Source organism: Citricoccus sp. SGAir0253 (genome assembly GCF_005877055.1).
In the GTDB taxonomy this organism is placed as follows: Bacteria; Actinomycetota; Actinomycetes; order Actinomycetales; family Micrococcaceae; genus Citricoccus.
Genome location: NZ_CP039424.1, coordinates 1,554,222 through 1,570,943 on the forward strand (window position 1 = coordinate 1,554,222; position 16,722 = coordinate 1,570,943).

12 protein-coding genes are annotated in these 16,722 nt (G+C 68.8%); 10 read left to right on the top strand and 2 right to left on the bottom strand.

Annotated elements, in window-relative coordinates; genetic code table 11:
• Nucleotides 1-137: 137 nt before the first annotated feature.
• Together E7744_RS06915 and E7744_RS06920 are read right to left on the bottom strand one after the other, a co-directional pair.
• Nucleotides 138-854, bottom strand: coding sequence for a potassium channel family protein (locus E7744_RS06915; protein WP_137773479.1), 717 nt, complete (start codon nucleotides 852-854; stop codon nucleotides 138-140).
• A 104-nt stretch (nucleotides 855-958) separates the two neighbouring features.
• Nucleotides 959-2,149, bottom strand: coding sequence for a DUF1524 domain-containing protein (locus E7744_RS06920; RefSeq protein ID WP_137773480.1), 1,191 nt, complete (start codon nucleotides 2,147-2,149; stop codon nucleotides 959-961).
• Nucleotides 2,150-2,455: 306 nt separating this feature from the next.
• On the opposite strand from E7744_RS06920, the gene E7744_RS06925 reads away from it, so the two are divergent.
• The 10 genes from E7744_RS06925 (at nucleotide 2,456) to mobF (ending at nucleotide 16,697) form a co-directional block, all read left to right on the top strand.
• Nucleotides 2,456-3,121 (top strand): helicase associated domain-containing protein, encoded by a 666-nt coding sequence (locus E7744_RS06925; protein WP_137773481.1) that lies wholly within the window; start codon nucleotides 2,456-2,458, stop codon nucleotides 3,119-3,121.
• A 1,442-nt stretch (nucleotides 3,122-4,563) separates the two neighbouring features.
• Complete coding sequence (locus tag E7744_RS06930; protein WP_168199777.1) at nucleotides 4,564-5,952, top strand: recombinase family protein; 1,389 nt, start codon at nucleotides 4,564-4,566, stop codon at nucleotides 5,950-5,952.
• Nucleotides 5,953-6,735: 783 nt separating this feature from the next.
• Nucleotides 6,736-6,972, top strand: coding sequence for a hypothetical protein (locus E7744_RS06935; RefSeq protein WP_137773483.1), 237 nt, complete (start codon nucleotides 6,736-6,738; stop codon nucleotides 6,970-6,972).
• Nucleotides 6,973-7,248: 276 nt separating this feature from the next.
• Nucleotides 7,249-7,734 (top strand): hypothetical protein, encoded by a 486-nt coding sequence (locus E7744_RS06940; protein WP_137773484.1) that lies wholly within the window; start codon nucleotides 7,249-7,251, stop codon nucleotides 7,732-7,734.
• Nucleotides 7,735-7,741: 7 nt separating this feature from the next.
• Complete coding sequence (locus E7744_RS06945; RefSeq protein ID WP_137773485.1) at nucleotides 7,742-8,089, top strand: glutaredoxin family protein; 348 nt, start codon at nucleotides 7,742-7,744, stop codon at nucleotides 8,087-8,089.
• A 147-nt stretch (nucleotides 8,090-8,236) separates the two neighbouring features.
• On the top strand, nucleotides 8,237-9,697 hold the full coding sequence (locus tag E7744_RS06950; protein WP_137773486.1) for a hypothetical protein: 1,461 nt from the start codon (nucleotides 8,237-8,239) through the stop codon (nucleotides 9,695-9,697).
• Between the two features lie 4 nt (nucleotides 9,698-9,701).
• Nucleotides 9,702-10,778: a transglycosylase SLT domain-containing protein gene (locus tag E7744_RS06955; RefSeq protein ID WP_137773487.1), complete on the top strand. Its 1,077-nt coding sequence runs from the start codon at nucleotides 9,702-9,704 to the stop codon at nucleotides 10,776-10,778.
• A 5-nt stretch (nucleotides 10,779-10,783) separates the two neighbouring features.
• Complete coding sequence (locus tag E7744_RS06960; RefSeq protein WP_137773488.1) at nucleotides 10,784-11,434, top strand: hypothetical protein; 651 nt, start codon at nucleotides 10,784-10,786, stop codon at nucleotides 11,432-11,434.
• A gap of 731 nt (nucleotides 11,435-12,165) precedes the next feature.
• Entirely contained in the window at nucleotides 12,166-13,023 is an 858-nt protein-coding gene (locus tag E7744_RS06965; protein ID WP_137773489.1) for a hypothetical protein, read from the top strand.
• A complete protein-coding gene (gene mobF, locus E7744_RS06970; protein WP_137773490.1) occupies nucleotides 13,020-16,697 on the top strand; it encodes a MobF family relaxase in 3,678 nt (1,225 codons plus the stop codon). The genes E7744_RS06965 and mobF overlap by 4 nt, the downstream gene beginning before the upstream one ends.
• Nucleotides 16,698-16,722: the final 25 nt, after the last annotated feature.

Consider the following 16,722-nt stretch of genomic DNA (forward strand, 5'->3'; position numbering starts at 1 on the left):
CGGCAAGGCCCTCGGTGCGTGCAGACCGCCTCCGACCCAGTCAGGCCAGGCCACCTCATCCTCGCCGGGCAGAACCGGGGACATCGTGCGCAACAACGAATTATCGGGGAGGGCCGCTGGCATTGGGCGGCCGCCGGTCACTCGGGGCCGTGGTGCTTCTCGGTCAGGGCACGGCGGAGTTCGGTGATCTCGGCGCTGAGGCGTTCGATGTGGGCCGCGGTGGCAGCGGTGCTCTTGTCCTCCTCGGCGGCGACCTGCTGGATGATCCAGGACGCCAGGGTGGCCGTGACCACCCCGAGCAGCGCGATGCCGTAGATCATCAACCCGACGGCGATCAGCCGGCCGGGCAGCGTCACCGGGTACAGATCCCCGTAGCCGACGGTGGTGACGCTGACGACGGCCCACCACAGGGCGTCCCCGAAGTCGCCGATCAGGGCCTCCGGGTGTCCCGCCTCCGCGTCGTACATGGCCAGCGCGGCAAGGTAGACCAGCAGGACCGACCCGCCGGTGACGTAGATGATCACCTTGCCTCGCAGGGCGGTGCCGGCGACCTTGTGGAGGATGTTCACCGCGGTCAACAAGCGCAGCAACCGGAGGGGCCGCAGCATCGGCAGGACCACGATCACCAGCTCGTGCAGGTGACGCAGGAACCACGAGCCGCGGGCCGGGGCCAGGGCCAGGCTGACCGCATAGTGGAGGGCGAACAGCGCCCAGATGCCCTGCATCACCATGGACGCCAGACCACCGGGCCACGCCGATGGGGCGAGGACGTCCACGCTGTACACGGCCAGGTAGGCCACCGCCAGCACCATCAGGGGCCATTCTGTGAGGGTGCGCCACCGATCCAAGGTCATGGGCACCAGTCAACCCCTCCACGACCAACCGCGGAGCCACCGGCAGGAGCAGGTAGGGCCAATGGCCGTGGCGCCAACTGCCCCGCCCGCCCCCGCCGCGGGTTCTACTCGCAGTTGATGCCGTCGCTGTCGCCGTCGCGGTACCAGTGGTACTCGGGGTCGGTGCCGGCCACGTACGGGCCGTAGCCGGCGGCCTTGGCCTTGGCGCAGCTGCTGAACCGCGGGTCCGTGCCAGCCGCCTCGGCGGCCTGGGTGGTGGGTGCCGGGGCGGGCGTGTAGGCCTTGGTCGGGGCCGGCGTGTACGTCTTCGCCGGGGCGGGGGCCACGGTCGTGGGTGCCGGCGCCGGGGCGGGGGATTGGGTGGAGCGGGTCGTGATCGAGTAGGGCTGGGTCGCGGTGGCGTCGGTGGGCAGCACCTGGTCGGGGCAGTCAGAGAGCACGCGGGTCATGGCGTCCTTCTCCGCGGTGGTGACCCACAGGGCGTACTCGGCCTTGACCGCGATCTGCCGGGCGACGAACTCGCAGCGGAAGGACTTGTTGGCCGGCAGCCAGGAGGCGGCGTCGGCGTCGGACTTCTGCGCGTTGGCCGGCCCGTCCACGGCCAGCAGGTTCAGCGGGTCGTTGGCGAACGTGGTCCGCTCGGTGGCGGTGAGCTGCTGGGCGCCCTTCTGCCAGGCGTCGGACAGGGAGACCACGTGGTCGATCTGCACGTCGTTGGAGGTGTCCTGGCCGCGGACGAAATGGATCTCGGTGGCCGTGTACGGGTCGTCCAGCACCCCGGTGAGCACCACGCAGTCGCGGGTGCCGGGCTTGAAGGTCTCGCCGGCGAGGTCGCGGGCGAGGATGTCGTTGCGGGTGTCGCAGCCGTTGCGGTCGGTGTCGGCCCAGGCCGGGCCGAACTGGTCCCGGTCGTACCCGGTCTTCGGGGCCCGGCCCTTCACGGCAAGGTCCTCCAAAGTGGCCAGGGCGGTGCCGGCCGGCGCCTTCGTCGTCTCCTGGGCCGACGGCGTGGCAGTGGCCGCCGGGGAGGCCGCCGCCTTGGGGGTGGCCGTGCGGGCCGGGGTGGCCGAGGCCGAGGCTGAGGCCAACGCGGTTTGGCTGGCGGTGCCGGTGGGGGAGGAGGACGCCACGGCCGCCGTGGTTGACGAGGTGCTCGGCGCTGCGGCCGTCGTGGAGGCGGCGGTGGTGGCGGTCGTGGCAGTCGACGTGCCGGTGTCGGTCCCGGTGCAGCCGGTGGCGGCCAGCGCCAGAGTGAGGGCCGCGGCCGGGATGGTGATCGAACGGATGAGCCTCATGGTGATGTCCCCTCAGTGCTGCCCGGGGGTCAACGGTCCCGACGCCGCCCACCCCGGGCACGGGCGGCAGCCGGCACAGCCCCATCCCGGCTCGGGCGTCAGCGCGGGGTGCGCCGCACCGAACCTGAGCCCTTCCGATCGCGATCTACTCCCGGCGGACTAGTGATGATGGCTGTCCGGCCATGGTAGGTGGGCCGCCGGACAGCGTTAGCTGGCAGCGAGCCGCTGCGAGGCCCCACCCGGGGTTCTCCACAGCTGGCCACGCCATCACGAGCGCCGGTCGCTCACCCCGGTAGCCTCTGGCGGGTGGGCAGGAGACCGTGGGCGCATCCGGAGTGGGTGATGATGGCCGACGCGGGGGTGCCGTTCCCGGTCATCGCCCGGCTGAATGACACCGACGCCAAGTACGTGCGTGATTACGTGCGCCACCGCGGGGAGGCGATCCGCGGCGGGCCGGCCCCAGTGCCCCTGTGGGTGCATGACCGGCCGGTGCCCCGGCCGGCCGGGTACGCGGACACGGACCGGCGGTGGCGGGCCCGGCTGGCCCAGCTCGAGGCGTTCCTGGCCGAGCATCACCGCCGCCCGCACTCACCCCGGAACGAGACCCACCGGGGACCGGGGTCGGAGTGGGCGCTGGCCCACTGGCTCACCACCCAGCGCTCCAAGCACCGCGCAGGGAGGTTACTGGCCCACCGGGTGAACGCCCTGGACCGGGTCTTGCCGTCCTGGCGGATCGACGACCGGACCATCGAGAACGAGGCGAAGTGGCGGCTCACCCTCGTCGAGGTGCTGCGCTTCCACCAGGAGCACGGTCGGCTCCCTGTCGTCACCCGGGGAGCGGAGCCCCGTGAGCAGATCCTCGCGGCCTGGCTGCGTAACCAGCGCGTGGACTACCAGGCCGGGCAGCTCCCCGCGGAGCGGGCCCACTGGCTGGACGGCCAGCTGCCAGGATGGCGACAGCCCGGCAGTTGAACGTGCCCGTTCCGCAGGAACCAGGAGGCGGAGGATCACTTGGCGCACACCGGTCCTCCGGGCGTCTGTGACCGCCAGACCCCGGCCGTCATCGCCGGAGCGAGTACCGGTGATGAGACAGGACGAAACGGGACCTCGGAGTTCACCAAATGCACTCATGAACATAGCCCGGCATGAAACGATGCCCAGTAACGAGGCCGATTAACCCACTCCGGTGCCACCCGAGGGGGAGGCCCTCCAGTTCCGAGAGGACGCCCCTTGAACGGCCCCCGGTGAAGTGCGGGCGAAGCCCGGTCGGGGTGACTGCGGCGTGGGCCTACGAATTCGCGGCCTGGTCAACCCCTCGGTGAGGGCCCCGGCCGTGACCGGGACGCCCATGGTCTCGCCGCCGGATGACTTCGGAACCGCCGAAGTCTTTGAAGAAGCGGGTGCAGCAGGCCTAGACGACGGCACGTCATGGGGCCACCACCGAGCGGATCCGCCCCTACTGCTCGGTCGGGGTTGAGATCCGGGCCTGGCAGAACCGGCAGTGGCGGTGCACCGGCTGGCGGAGGCCCTGCGGGGGAGTTCCCGCAGATAAGAGGCCTGTCTCGCAGCAACCCGTACTATGCGCGGGCCCTCGCCGCTGGCTGGCCGGAGCCAGTTGTCCAACAGCCTGTTGGACAACTGGCTTGGGGCTACATCACGGTCCTCTTGGAAAAGCTCACCATGAGTCAGGCGCGGGACTGGCACGCGGAGGTGCGCCGGGAGCGCCTGGCGCTGTTCTTCGGGTAAGTCGTGAAATGAGGCTAACTGCACCTGAGACGTTCGCACCGACTGATTCCAATGGACTTCCGGCTGCCACGTCGGCGGAAACCGAACAGCCGATAACCCGAAGTGAGGGATTCATGGCCCGGAAGTCGGAAGTAGTCCCGATCGATGATCTGGACAGATCGCCGGCCCAAGAGACCCTCGGGTTCGGCCTTGACGGTCGGCACTAGGAGATCGACCTGTCCGCGGGCGACGTCAAGCAGCAGCGCGGTGACCTAAAAGCCTACGCCCGTGCTGCCCGCGCCACGGCGCGGCCAGCGCAACGCCAGCAGGCTGAGCGATGCGGTAGTGGGCCAAGGACGATGGCTATGAGGTCCCCTCCTGGGGCCCCATTCACCAGAACATCATCGAGGCGTACAACAAGGCCGAGAGGTTACCGCCTGCCAGGACCTCCCACCCTCAGCTCAGAGGTAGTCGGGCGAAGCCGGCAATGGCCACCATCGAGGCGCACAGAAGAAATTGGCGTCCGGCTCGGTCGTCAATCCGCCGGACCCCCTATGCGATGGGACGTAGTAACGCCGACAAGTCTCGTCGGCATTTCCCGAGCTTTCAGCGCGGACTAGCACCACATCCGCGTAGCTACCGTCAAAGCGACCCCGCGTTCCGACGACTTCCTCAAGTACGGTGAGAGGGTGAAGGCGGTCATCTACACGCGTGTCAGCCGGGACCGGGCGGGCACTGAGCGCTCCGTGACAGAGCAGGAGCAGGCATGTCGGGAGTTCTGCGACGTGCAGGGTTGGGATGTAGCTGCGGTATACACGGATAACGACCTCTCAGCATCCAGGTACACGCGTAAGGTGCGCCCCCAGTTCGAGGTCCTCATGGCGAATCTCTCCAAGTATGGTGCGCTGGTGACGTGGGAGGCTTCGCGCGCCACGCGAGATCTTGATGTGTATGCCAAATTGCGCAAGGTATGCAGAGAACACGATGTTCTCTGGGCTTATAGCGGCCGGGTCTACGATCTCACGCGAGGAGATGACGCGTTTAGTACCGGCTTGGAAATGCTGCTGTCTGAACGGTCCTCAGATGATACTTCCAGCCGCATACGACGCACCGTGAACGCCCAAGCCGTTGCGGGGAAGCCTCATGGACGGGTTCCCTTTGGTTACCGGCGGGTGTATGACCCGGACACTGGAAAGCTGCTTCGACAGGTTCCTGACGAAACTGAAGCGCCCATAATCCGGGAAGCGGCCACTCGAATACTTGAGGGCGAATCGATCTATGCGATCTGTCATGATTTCAAGGCTAGGGGCATCCGAGGCATCTCAAATGGAGATTGGACTACGGCTCGGGTAAAACGAGTGCTGACGAATCCCACGTACATGGGTAAGCGAGTTCTTCGTGGAGAAGTCATTGGAGATGCCGACTGGGAACCGCTCTTGCCTGCCGAAACGTTCGAAGCCCTGGCTGGAGTCTTTGCCAGCGACAAACACATGCCCAAGTATCACGGGACCGGGCCGCGTCATCTGCTGACCGGTATAGCAAAGTGCGGGGTGTGCGGTTCTCCGGTCAGCCGATTACCCGATAGGAAGGGCGGCAAAGAGTCCTACATTTGTCGAAACAACTGGCACGTGGCCCGGCGTAAGGACTGGGTTGACGAGCTGGTGACTTCAGTGGTCTTGGCGAGATTGCGTCAGCCGGATGCCTTACAGGCGGTGAATCGTGCCGCTGGACCAGAAGCAGGCGAGCTTGCGGACCAACTTCGCACCCTAGAGCAGCGCTTAGATGGTTTCTATGCACAAGCTGCGCAGGGCGCCCTGTCGGCGCCGGGATTAGCCCGGGTTGAGGAACGGATCAGTCGCGAGATGGCCGAAACCCGGCAGCTGCTCCGCAAAGTGGTAACACCAAATGCCCTCACGATCCCAGACCCTGCCCAGCTAGCTGATTCGTGGGAGCAACAGTCGCTGCTTCATCGTCGCGAGATAATCGACGCACTCATGACTGTTGAAATTCTGCCGACCAAACCGGGTACCCACACATTCATTCCTGAGTCCATCAGGGTCACTTGGCGCTTATCCTGAGGTCGAATCGGAAGACTGTGTTCGCCTTCGTCGCCTCCCGAATGGACTGAATGGGGAGACACGATGATCAAGCCGGGGAATGAGTTTCTACACCGATACCCGCGGTGCTGCTCCGGTTGCGGCCTTCATTGCTTCTGAGAGCGCCAGAGCTCTGTGCCGCACCCCTCGTCTTTCCACAACCTCCTGGCGACGTTCCTTTATCCACAGATGGGTCCGGTGAGGGTGCCCCCTCAGTTTGGGCGTGGAGAGACTCAACGTGACAGCAGGCGTCCGGCGCAAATCTAAACCCGGTCGTAGCGGCCCAGAAGGTGAACTGCCGAGTCCGGCAAGCACCTAACGGTCTGACTTCATCGGAAGTGTCCATACACCGGGGGGAAGGTTCGAGCACTCAGAATGGCGCATTCGGAGAGGGTGGTAAGTGAGTCCCGCTACTTACTTCCGCGACAGCTCGCAGAGAAAACTGGAGTTCACGTTTCTACCATCTATCGATTCGTCAAGCGTGGCGCCTTCAAGACTCAAGTGTCCGGAAAGTCTCTCTACATCGGCGTCGACGAAGCGATCGACGTCCTAAAGGCGGCTGGGTATCCCACTCGCGTCAACGCTTACGTGGACCGCGTAGTTGCTGAAGCTCCGCCCCTTAGCTCAGCACAGCTCACTCGCGTCGCTTCCGTTCTTGAGGCGCGCCGTAGCTCAAGCTGCTACACCACGAAGCCGTACGCTCGATAGCCCGTCCGTGGAAGGCACCAGTGTGGCTCCCGGCACATCGAGCAATGGGGGGACACTATGATCTGGCTGTACATCACCGTTGTCGGCGGCACACTCGCCATCTTTATCGCGTTCGCCACGAGACCTATTGGTGCTGTGCTGGTGCTCGTCCAAGCCACCGCTTTCGTAGTTCTCGCCCTTGGACTCTTAGGTTGGTTTGTCGTTTTGCAGGAGCCAGTATTTCTGTGTTTCATTGGCGCAGGCGGAATCACCTGGCTTCTCACGTTGGTACTGCGCGGGTCACACTCTCGTTGATCGTCCTTATCGTCCTGGGGCCACCGTCTGGAGGCACCAGGCGCAACGTTCAACTCAGGACCGAAACGAGAAGCGCGGCGGATCCGTCTCGCTATGCCCGCCTAGCTCGGAGATCGAGTAGAGCGGTCAAGGTTTACGGGGCCTTCGAAGTGGTCATTCCTGCGCTGACTTCACCGCAGGAGCAAAATCTGATCGGAATGACGCTTGCGCGTCCTATTCCGACACACGATCTGGTCAGTCCCTTCGAACTGGAGGCATCCGATAAAAGGACGCCCCATGGCAATCGCGACAAAGCTCCTCGTCCAGTTCAAGTGCGGTCACGCCGAGGCCAAGGACCTCGAGTCCACGCCCCCCGGCAAGCGCAAGGCCAAGGCTTTCGGGCTGGGGAAGAACTTCGTCTGTTCCCGGTGCTTCAAGGCCTTGCGGCGCGATGAGTTAGACAGGCACAACCGAGACCTGCTGGTCCAGGCGCAGGGATTCGAGGAGGACCACGGCCTGCCGGAACTGAGCGGTTCGGAGGGGCAGGTGCCGTGGGCGACGCGCCTGCGCTACCAGGTGCTCACGGACCTCATCGAGGCGGCCGACTCGCACCGGCCGGTCTTCGACCCCGGCCAGGTCATCGAGGTCGCCAAATCGCTGGTCCGGGCCGGCTGGTGGATCGACAACACCCGAGACCCGGACCTGACCGTCGATGACCTCCTGACCCTGATCACCACCGCCATCGACGAGGACGACCTCGTCGCCACCGAGAACCCGTTCTGAGGACCCCATGACCCTGCAGCAATCGACGACCATCCAGCCAGCCCTGTTCCCCGCGGAGGACCCCATGATCACCGTCAACGGCACCCAGGACTGCGTGCAGTGCACGCGGGCCACCGTCCTGCTGGACCGGGAACACGTCCCGTACGAGTACGTCGACTTGGCGCCGGAGGAGAACCAGCCCAAGCTGGCCGCGCTGCGCGCGGCCGGGTGCCAGCAGATGCCCGTCATCGAGACCCCGACCGAGCGCTTCAGCGGATTCGACCTCGATCGGATCAAGAAGGCCGCGGTCGAGGTCCGGGCGTCCTTGGCCTCTGCGACCCCCGACCTGAACTCACCATCCCTCGCTGCACGGTGAGGGCGCGCGGATAGCGCCGCCGAAAGTGAGAACGGCCAGCGGCCACCGGATTCCGGGGACCGCTGGCCGTTCTCGTGTGACACACACCCGTGTCCGGCCCCACGAACTCTTGGCGACAGCCCACCCCCGTCCGTGAAGGAGAAACCCATGGTCCCCACCGGCACCCTCTGGCTGAACGCGAAGGTCACCTTGGTCGACCGCACCGGCACCCGCGTCCAGACTGATTCCCTGGAGGCCGCCACGGCGAAGATCACTGAACACTCCCACCAGTCCGTGCCGCTGCTCGCCCTGGCCGAGACCCATGCCACCGACCCCGGGTTCACCTCCGGGACGTGGCAACTGGTCCAGGGCCAACTCACCCCCGTATCCGAGGCGGGCGTGCCGGACTACCAGCTGGAGTACAGCGACTTCCATCTCACCGACGCTGACGGCCAGCGGCTCTCTGCCGTGACCATGAGTACCCTGAGCGAGCTGGGCCAAGGCATGGCCACCAAGACCGGCCACCAGATCACGATCGACAGCCGCCTGCCCGGGGCGCGCAGGCTCCGCTACGTGCCGGCGGCCCCCGCCCCGGTGAGCACCGGCCCGGTTGAGCCGAACGCCTCCGCGATGCACTCGGGCCCCGGGACTGGGGCCACCGACCGTCCCCTGCCTTCCTCGGCCGCCGGCGAGCCCGCCGCGCCGGTGTCCACCGCCCAGGCCTTCGCCACCCGCCCCCAGAGCCGTCGCCAGTCCCTGGCCCCGGCCCACACCGGATGGCGGGGGGCGCTGAACAGCACCTTGGGTCTACGACTGGCTCCCAGCGCCGGGGAACGACGGACCCGGGCGCTGCACGCCACCGTGCAGAAGGGCCTACCCGGACACCGCACGGCCGTGGTGGTGAACATCAAGGGCGGGGCCTCCAAGACCACCGCCACCTACCTGCTGGCCGCCACCCTCGGCCGGGTCCGCGGGGGGATGGTGCTGGCCTGGGACAACAACGAGAACGCCGGGAACCTGGGCGACCGGGCCATCGGCGCCGACCACTCCCACACCGCCCTGGACCTGTTGGAGCACATCGACGACTTCACTACCCCGGAGCACGCCGACAAGCTGGCCGGGTACCTCCGCCCGCAGGGCGAGAACCGGTTCCACGTACTGGCCTCCCAGAACGAGGCCGGGACCGAGGAAGTCATCGACGCCACCGCCTTCCGCCGGATGCACGCCGCCCTGCGCCAGTTCTACCAACTGGCCATCGTGGACACCGGCAACGCCTCCACCGCCCCGACCTGGCAGGCCGCCGTCGACGTGGCCGACGTGCTGGTGGTGGCCATCTCCAACAAGGAAGACGCCGCCCGCCGGGCCTTCACCACCATCGACGCCCTGCGGGCCGAAGGGTACGGGGAGAAGCTGGCCAACGGCGTCGCGATCATCACCCAACCCCGCACCGCCTCCACCCACCGCCTGGCCGAGATCCAGAACGGGCTAACCGGGATCGTCCGGGCCGTCTTGGTGGTCCCGTACGACCGGACCCTGGACGACGGCGGGGAGATCATCTGGGAGGCCCTGGCCCCGGCCACCCGCGCGGCCTACCTGCGGGCCACGGCCGCCGTCGTTCAGGGCATGTGAGCCGATGCTGACCAAGTCCGCCGCCGGGCTGGGCTGCCTGGGCACCGCACTGCTCGGGCTGATCCTGAGCGCGGTCCTGCTGTTACTCACCCTGGCCGTGTTCGACGGGGCCGCCGCTGAAGGCGGGGTCTGCCGCCCCGAGGCCGGGATCGGGACGGCGCCCTCCGAATACCAGCAGGACCTCGCCGAAGCCGCAGAACACTCGGGTATCCCCGTGGGCATCCTCGCCGCCCAGATCGACCAGGAATCCCGGTGGGACCCCCGCGCGGTCTCCCCGGTCGGGGCCCAAGGCCTGACCCAGTTCATGCCCGCCACCTGGGCCCAATGGGGCAACGGGGCCGACCCCTTCGACCCTCGTGCGGCCATCACCGCCCAAGGCCGGTACATGAAGCACCTCCGGGCCCAGGTCGCCCCGCTGGCCCAGAACGAGAACGAGGCCATCCGCCTGACCCTGGCCGCCTACAACGCCGGCCCCGGCGCCGTCCGGCAGCACCAGGGCATCCCCCCGTTCCAGGAGACCCAGCAGTACGTCCAGAAGATCACCACCGCCGCCGGCGGGACCGGCGGCGCCGGCCTGTGCGACTCCCTGGGCCAGCTCACCGTCGCCAGCGTCGGCGGGGACGACTACCCCTACCGGGAGCCGGTCGGAGTCGACGGGTGGGGCCACGCCCGCAGCATCTTCGGGCACACCCAGCGCCAGTGCACCGACTTCGTGATGTGGCGCATCAACCAGTCCCTGGGCTGGAGCGAGGACCAGGGGGACCCGCCGTTCACCTTCGCCGCCCTGGGCGTCGGCTACGGCCCCGGCCAGAATGGGGCCGGGTCCTGGAAGGACATCCTCACCCAAGCCGAGGGCGTCAGCTTCCACACCTCCGACCCACGGCCCGGTGACATCGCCTGGTGGGGCTACGACGACATCGGCGGCGGCTACGGCCACGTCGGGTTCGTTGCCGCCGTGGACGGGGACACCGCCATCATCGAGCACTACAACCTCGCCACCCCCAACACCTACTCGGTCACCCGCACACCGGCCCACGAGGTGCCCGGCTACATCCGCCTGCCCGCCACCACCCAGGAATAGCCCACATGCGCTCCACCCGATTCATCCTCGTCCTCACCGGCCTCGTCGCCGTCATCGCCCTGCTCACCACCGGCATCGTCTACGCCGTCAACCGGACCACCGCGCCAACGGCCACCGATGCCCCGCCGAGCCCGGCGCACACCACCCCCTCCCCGGCGGCCGCGCCCACCGACGCCACCACCGACCGGGCATGGGAGACCACCGCGCCGACCACCCCGACCGCCAGTGCCCCCGCTCCGCCCACTGGCACGCTCACCCGCAAGGGCATGAGCGCCGACGAACTCGTCACCACCGCCGCGCAGGTGATGACCACCTGGGACACCACCCGGGACGTCTCACCCACCGACGGCTACCGCCGGGCCCTGCCGCTGTTCGTGGCCGAGTACCGGGACATCTTCGTCACCCCCACCAAGCCGGTCCTGCCCAAGGATTGGTGGGAGGCCGCCGAACACGAGGCCACCAGCACCCCTCGAGTCCAGATCACCGACACCTACGCCCACGGCGACACCACGACCTACTACGTCGTCGCCTCCTGGACCTGGCGCTCCGAGGACGGCTGGACCCTCAACCCCGACCCCGCACACATGACCTTCCAGGTCGCCAAGGACAAGACCGGATACATCATCCGCAACTGGACCGACCAGCAACTCCAGTGACGCCACCGCCCGGCACCAGTCAAGCCAAAGCCTTGGCGAATCATCGTTGGACCTGAACACCGCCAGCAAAGGCCTGTCCTGCAAGTTCAGCGGAGCCACGGCATTGTGGGAGCGACGACTGGCTTCGACCGGGTCAGAGTAACCCTTTCTTTCCGAACCTTGGCGGCGCGCTGACGAGACCGCGCCCGGTGAAGTTGACCGGAAGGACCAATTCGACCTAGCCGACCGCCTAGTTGTAGATCTTCTGCCGTGCCCCATGCACCGCTCAGGAGCGCAACCGCTTTGGGCCTCATCCCAGGGTCCGTCGCTTACGCGGCACATCCCGCCACGAAGCCACGCTCCGCCGATTCAACGGAAGCGCCTCGACCGCCTTCCGGTGACTGCGCCAAAGCCGTCCTCAGCTGATCGTGGCAGCAGCTGTTCGATCTGCCCCTGCGCCTTGTCCGTCAAATCTCCACGGCCAACCATCCAGCCGGGACACCCACGTCGACCGACGCCCGCCGGCGCAGTGCCGAACACTTTCACGTTCTCGGCGGTCTCCGGCTCCGCACAGCGCGTCCGCACCAACAAGCGAGATCCACCACCCAGTGCCGCTACCGCCCACGACACCGTTTCGCTCGACGAGCGAAACGGTCAATCAGTCATCACACCTCTGGCACCAAGGTTCACTCTCGGACATCATGTCCGGGTTTCTGACATACGCCGGTGCCCGGCGGTGGCGAACTTGGTGCATGGAAACGCTTGTGCGCCGGTGCCAGAACTGTGCCCAGCCGCTGCCCGCGGAGGCCCGGGCGAACCGCCGGTACTGCGATAAGCAGTGCCGTCGGCAGGCCTACGCCTTGCCGACTGTTTCGGCCGGGCGGCGGTGCCAGGCCTGCGGGAAGCTGCTGCCGGAGGGCAGCCGGGCGAACCGGCGGTTCTGTGATGCGGCGTGCCAGAAAGCCGAGGCCCGCCGCCGCACCGGCGCCGGCGGGTCCAACCGCACGGTGTCCGCCCGGGACCGGTTGACCGTGGTGTCCGGGCAGCTGGCCCAGGCCGAGACGGCCCTGGGCCAGTGCCGTGGCCGGGTCGCGGACCGTGACCGGGAGATCGCCTGGTTGCGGGCCGAGCTGGCCGAGGTGCAGCGGTCAACGGCCAGGATCCTGATGGGCCAGGCCAACGACGCGGCTGGTGTCCGCGCCCGGTTGGCCACGGCCACCGGCCAGTTGTCCGAGTTGCGCCGGAACTGGTCGGCCACGGCCGAGAAGCTGGTGGCCACGGCCGAGGTGACCGGCCTGCGCGGCCAGCTGGTCGCCCTGCAGGACAGGCATGGCCAGCTGGCCGCGAAGTACCAGGAGCTGTCCGAGGCCGCCGAGCTGGCCGCGACCGAGCGCCAGCACCTGCAGGGGGTGGTCCGGCAGTGGGACACCCTGTGCAAGCGCCTGTACAAGGCCACCGGTGGCCAACCGGCCGCGGCCGTGGACCGGGACATCCTGGCCACGTGGACCCGGTTCCGGCAGGCCGTGGCCACCGGCACCGGCAACCGTGGCCGGGCCCCCGTGGCCGGACCGGCGGGCGGGCAGGGCGCCGGTCAGGAGGTGGCCCGGTGACCGTGTCGATCTCGAAGATGTCCATCGCCTACTACCTGGATTCCGTGGCCACCGGCGACGAACGCCACCACGGGCGGGCGGAGCTGACCGCCTACTACACCGAGGCCAAGGCCCCGGCCGGCCGGTGGGTCGGCGCCGGACTGGCCGGCACCTCCCTGACGCCCGGCCAAGAAGTCACCCGCGAGGCTGCGGTAGCGCTCTACGAGCAGGCCCGGGACCCGAAGACCGAGAACCTGTTGGGTCGGGCGCCGATGGCCAGCCAGACGGCTCCGACCGACGCGAAGACCCCCCTGGGTCGGGCGGCCAAGGCCACCCGCCAGGCGGTGGCCGGGTTTGACCTGACGTTCTCGGTGCCCAAGTCCGTGTCCGCCCTGTGGGCCGTGGCCGGGCCCTCGTTGCAGGGCCAGATCCAGCAGGCCCACGAACGGGCGATGAACGAGACCCTGGCCTGGGTCGAGGCCCACGTCCTGCAATCGAGGGCCGGGCACGGCGGGGTGGCGCACGTGCCGGTGACCGGGCTGGTGGCCAGCCAGTTCGACCACTGGGACTCCCGGGCCGGGGACCCGCAGCTGCACACCCACACGGTGATCTCCAACCGGGTCCAGCGGGTGCTGGACGGGCAGTGGGCCACCCTGGATTCCTACACGCTGCACCGGCACGTGGTGGCCATCTCCGAGACCTACAACTCCCTGCTGTTCGACCGGCTCCACCAGCAGATCGGGGCCCTGCCCGAGTCCCGCTCCGAGGACGGCCAGCAGCTGGCCGACGCCCTGGCCGTGGCCACCGCCGAGGACCTGTCCGCCCAGCCGGACACGACCGGCCACCGGGTGGAGCTGGCCGGGGTCCCGGACAGCCTGATCGCCGAGTTCTCCACGAGGTCCCGAGCCATCGAGGCCCGGACCGACGAACTGGTGGCCGAGTGGACCACGACCAACGGCCAGCGACCCCCGGCCGCCATGCTGCTGCAGCTGCGCCAGCAGGCCACGTTGGAGACCCGCACGCCCAAGGAGGAGTCGTCCCTGTCGCTGGCGGAGAAGATGGTCGGCTGGCGCGAACGCTCCCTGGCCACCGGCCACGACCCGGCCACCGTGGTGGCCGACGCCGTCGGCCACGCCGACACCACCATCACCCCCGACCAGCTCACCGACGACATCGTGGGCCAGTTGGCCCGGTGGACGCTGGCCGACGCCTCGACTCGGCGGGCCACGTTCACCCGGGCCAATGTGACCGCCTCAGCCGAACGCATCACCCGGCTGGTGCGCTACCGCACCGCCGCCGAACGTCACCAGGCCACCGACAAGCTCGTGGACACCGCCCTGGCCCAGGCCGTGCGACTGACCCCAACCCGCTCCATCGCCCCGGACACCGAGGACCCGGCCGTGGTTCACCACGGCCGGTCCGTGTTCGACCACCAGCGCACAGCCGGGCTGTGGACCACCCGGCAGGTGATCGACGACGAGGCCTACCTCATCAACCGGGCCACCGAAGAGACCGGACCGCACCTGGACCCGGACACCATCACCGCCCAGGTCGCGCAGGTGACCACCAGTGCCGGTCACCGGCTCAGCGCCGACCAGGCCCGGGCCAGTGCCGCCGTGCTGTCCTCACCGCGCGCGGTGGCCGCGATCATCGGTCCGGCCGGGACCGGCAAGACCACCACCATGGCCGCCGTCGCCCACCTGTGGTCCGCCGCCCACGGGGAGTCCTCCGTGGTCGGGCTGGCCCCGTCGGCGGTGGCCGCCGGGGTGCTCGGGGACGAGCTCGGGGTGGCCACCGAGAACACCACCAAGTGGCTGTATGAGTCGGTGGGGGACGGGGCGGCCCGCCGCGCCCAGCGCGTCCAGCAGCTCACGGCCCAGTTGCACGAGCTGCAGGCCCGGCCCCGCACGGACCGGACCGCCGCGAGCATTGAACGTCTGGCGGCGAAGCTGGCCGAGCAGCACGCCGCCCAGGCCCGCTACACCCTGGCCCAGGACCAGCTGCTGATCCTGGACGAGGCGTCCATGGTCTCCACCGCCCAGCTGGCCGAACTCACCCGGCAGGCCGAGGCCGCCGGGGCCAAGGTGCTGCTGGTGGGGGACCCGGCCCAGCTGGAGGCCGTGGACGCCTGCGGGTTCCTCGGGTGGATGGACCGCAAGGGGACCCCGGAGCGCCTGGACATGGTGTGGCGGTTCCGGAACGCGTGGGAACGGGAAGCCTCCCTGCGCCTACGCACGGGCGAGACGGACGTGCTGGGGGAGTACGCCGCGAACGGCCGGATCCACGGGGCCCCGGGGGAGGACGCCGCAGACTCTGCGTACTCGGCGTGGCTGGCGGACAAGCGGGCCGGGCTGTCCACGATCCTGATCGCCTCGGACAACACCACCGTGGCCGAGCTGAACACCCGCGCCCAAGCCGACCTGGTCGCCAGTGGTGACGTGGACGTGGAGCAGACCGTGACCCTGCGCGGACAGGCCACCGCCGGAGCCGGGGACCTGGTGTTGGCCCGGCGCAACGACCGGTCCCTGCGCGATGCCACCGGGGCGTTCATCGCCAACGGCACCCGGCTGACCCTGACCGGGATCAACCCCGACGGCTCCGCCGCGGCCCGGAACGAGGCCACCGGGGGAGCGGTGACCCTGGACCCTGACTACCTCGCGTCCTCCACCGAACTCGGGTACGCGACCACCGCGCACCGCTCCCAGGGCGTCACCGTGGACTCCGCCCACGCCGTGGCCACCGCCGGGCTGTCCCGGGAGCTGTTCTACGTGGCCATGACCCGCGGCCGCGAAGCGAACCACGCCTACGTGGACTTCGGCGTGGACCACGAGGCCCATTCCCCGGACGAGTGGGGACTGCTCACCCAGACCCCACCGGCCCAGGTGCCGGTGACCGTCCTCGAGGGCGTGCTCAAACGCGAGTCCGCCGAGCACACCGCCCACGAGGTGGCCGACGCCCAACGCGCCTGGGCCAACGACCTGGGCCGGATGGTCCAAGAACTCGACTACCTGGTCTGGGCCGCCCGCAGCGCCCGGACCCACCAGTGGGTGCAGGACACCTACGGCCACGACCCAGAGGCCCTGGCCCGGTTGAGTGAGGCCGCGACCTGGCCCCAACTGGTCAAGGCTGACCCCGCCCTCCACCACCACGGCGAAACCGAGGCCGAGGACACCGTGCCGGAGGTCCTGGCCTGCTGCACCCCACCCACCGAGGACGCCCCGCTCTCCATGCCGCAGCACCAGCCCGCCAGCCAGCGCGAGGTCACCACCGACCTACTGAATCGCATCCACGCCGAGCTCGACGGCCGGCTCAACCGGATCGAGGCCAACCCGCCCGCCTGGTACGACGAGCTCACCCAGCACCACCCCGACCCGGCCGCCCGCCGCGCCGCGGCCGCCGACGTGCTCATCTGGCGGGCCGTCTCCGGACAGGACGACGCCGACACCGCCCTGGGCAAGGCCCCCACCGAGAAGGACACCACCGCCCGCTACCACCACGCCGCCCACGCCGCCCTCAACCCCCACCCGGAAAACCGCCCGGTCGCCCGCGATGCCCGGCACGACGCCCTGGTGTCGGGGCTGTCCGACAACTGGATCAACCTCGAGCCCGCACCGCCTGATCCGGCGCCGGCTGAGGACCGGCTGGCGCGCAGTACGCCGGAACGGGAGCGGCAGGATGTGAGTTTGAACCGGTGAGCGCGCCGTGCTGGATAACCTGCTG